Source organism: Sphaerochaeta sp. UBA5836, from assembly GCF_002432845.1.
In the GTDB taxonomy this organism is placed as follows: Bacteria; Spirochaetota; Spirochaetia; order Sphaerochaetales; family Sphaerochaetaceae; genus Sphaerochaeta.
This window is the reverse complement of the sequence record NZ_DJGW01000018.1, coordinates 1-2,666: the sequence shown is the minus strand read 5'-3', so window position 1 is coordinate 2,666 and position 2,666 is coordinate 1. Positions and strand designations below refer to the sequence as shown.

The following is a 2,666-nucleotide window of genomic DNA, read 5'->3' as shown; positions in this document are numbered from 1 at the left end:
GGTGGTACTTGGATGTATTGCTTGGCAGTGAAGGAGTCCTTATACCAGATTAGGCGGTCGAGTCCCAAGTCGGCAACCAGAAGTGAGGAGCCTTCAGCTGTCCAGAGACTGCTGTGAATGTGGCTTCCCTCCTGCCGTACTGGATGCTTGCCCTTTCCTGAAAAAGTCTCTCTGTAGTCGGGCTTTCCAAATCCAAGAAAGGTGACCACCCCGTCGGCGTAGTTTGCTATTGCAAGGCCGACCCCTGAAGGAGCAAGAGCCAGATGGCAGGGAGAGCCCCCAAGGCTGGGAACACACAAAATTTGCTCACATTTCAACGATGGTGAGACGCGAAAGCCGTACACATGACCGTCGGTTTCCGTCTCACTGACTGTATAGAGTATGTTCTTCTCATGATCGAAGCATTGGAAAGTGGGTTGCTCCACTCCGTCAATGCCTGTGAGGTACTGAATAACCCCTGTCTGTTCATCAAAGCAGCAGAAGGTTATTCCCTGTTTGTCCGATGAAACCCTGCTTCCTACTACCAGTGTGTGCATAGCCTATGGTAGTCGCCACAATAGCTAAAAGCAAATATATTCACAGAAGAAGTTCCCGACTCTAGTCAATGGATACAAGAGGTGATAGGCTGTAATGACTATACAGATGTTGAGGCGATGAAATGGAACTCAATCAACAACAACGTGATGCTGTAACGTATGCCGGACCGAACCGCAATATTTTGGTGAATGCCGGGGCGGGTAGTGGCAAGACGCGCACCATTATTGCACGAGCCGCCCACCAGATCATGCAAGGGACGCAGGCAGAGAGGATTCTCATCGTTACATTCACCAATCGTGCGGCTCAGGAGCTTCGTCACAGGCTTGCCCATGAGGTTGGTCCCTCAGGAGAAGCGGTGCAGATGGGCACGTTCCATGCATTTTGTCTGAAGGTCATGAGTCAGCTTCCCAAGAGTTTTGATATCAGCGGGTTGAATGTCATCGATTCCGACGACCAGAACAACCTGATGAGCATTGTACGCAAATCCCTGATCAAACACCTCAAGGGTCCGAAGCAGGATTTCCCCCGCTCCGACCACCTGCTTTCTCTCTACTCATACAGCCGCAACACACTTCAAAATACAGAAGACTATCTTCACGAACAAACAGACTTGGATGATCAGCAGATGCAATTGTGCATGCAGATGTTCAGCCTGTACCAGCAGAGAAAAGAGGAACGGGGCTACCTTGACTACGATGATCTGCTCATCAAGTTCGATGAGGCGCTGGCAAAGAAACCCGCATTACGGCATGCAGTTTGTTCGTTGTTCGATGAGGTGCTGGTTGATGAGATGCAGGATACCAATCCAATCCAGTTCAACATCCTCAAGCACTTTTGTGCTGAGAAGGTGACGCTGTTCTGTGTCGGCGATCCGGCTCAGTCGATTTATCGGTTCCGGGGAGCCGAGTTCTCCCATATGTTGGAGTTTGAGAGCATGTTCGGCGACAGCATTGCTTTTACGCTTTCACTCAATTATCGCAGTTACCAGGAAATTTTGGATGTCTCCAACTGGCTCTTATCGTGTTCCTCATATCCTTACCATCACAAGCTTGAGGCGATCAGGGGCAGAAGCGGGAATTTGGTTCGGTTGGAGGACTTTGAGAGCCAAAGTGATGAATGCTCGTGGATTGCCGACCAGGTGGTGGGCTATCAGGAGCAGAAGATTCCTCTCTCCGACATCATGGTTTTATACCGTTCCAGCTATGAGGCCAAGACACTTGAGGCGGAACTGATCAGTCGCAAGATTCCCTATCGATTCATCGGCGGGTTGGTGCTGACCAAGTCAGCTCATGTACGGGATGTGTTTTCCCTGTTGCGTTTGGTGCGAAACAGCACCGACGACCTTGCATGGATGCGGTATCTGCAGTTGTTTCCCCGCATCGGGGAGGTTACTGCCGAGCGTATCGTCAGCAATCTGCAGGATGCAAATTCAATCGTTCAAGCTTTGGAGACTGCGGTAGGCGTGGGCCATCCCAGTGTCGAGGCACTCTCTGCGGCAATGAAAGCTGGATCCACTCCAGCAAAGTGCATCAAGGCGGTAATCCAGCAGTTGAGTCCCCTGTTGGCTGAGCGCTATGACCATTGGAAACAACGTAAACAGGATTTGGAGTTGCTGGAGAAAGTGGCTCGTACGTATACCACCCTTGGGCAATTCATTGATGATTTCACCCTTGATCCGATGCATGGCACCCAGTTGAGCAACAAGAGCAGCGACGATGCCCTCACCCTTATCACCGTCCATAGCGCCAAGGGTACCGAAGCACCGATTTGTTTTATTGCTTCAGCAATTCCTTCACAGTATCCTCACTCCCGTTCCCTCGGCGATCTGGAGGCTGAGGAAGAAGAGCGCAGGGTGCTCTATGTTGCCTGTACCCGTGCAAAGAATGAGTTGATCATCACCCGCTACGCAAAAGCCAGGAACTCCATGTGGGTGGACTCTTCTCCCGCCATAGGAGAAGCATATTTTCTAGAATCAATCCCGCCTGACCTGGTACAGACAACGCTGCATGGTTATACAAGCAGGACAATTAGTTCTCTGAGTAGTTTGCAGGATATCTACTAGGAGCAAGAAAAAGCCGACTCCAAAAGAGGAATCGGCTAATGGGTGCGATTGGGTTTGAACCAACGAC

Annotated in this window: 2 protein-coding genes; one reads left to right on the top strand and one right to left on the bottom strand. The window is 50.6% G+C overall.

Annotated elements, in window-relative coordinates:
* On the bottom strand, positions 1 to 536 hold a 536-nt coding region (locus B3F49_RS01470), incomplete at its 3' end, for a lactonase family protein (RefSeq protein ID WP_293908653.1).
* 122 nt (positions 537 to 658) lie between these two features.
* Here B3F49_RS01470 and B3F49_RS01465 point away from each other — a divergent pair.
* The gene (locus B3F49_RS01465) at positions 659 to 2,599 is read left to right on the top strand and encodes an ATP-dependent helicase (RefSeq protein WP_293908651.1); all 1,941 of its coding nucleotides are present in this window, start codon (positions 659 to 661) and stop codon (positions 2,597 to 2,599) included.
* The last annotated feature ends 67 nt before the right edge of the window (positions 2,600 to 2,666 follow it).

What these genes read in the sequence shown, in the direction of transcription:
- B3F49_RS01465 (WP_293908651.1), top strand. Translation starts at nt 659, where the DNA reads ATGGAACTCAATCAACAACAACGTGATGCTGTAACGTATGCCGGACCG.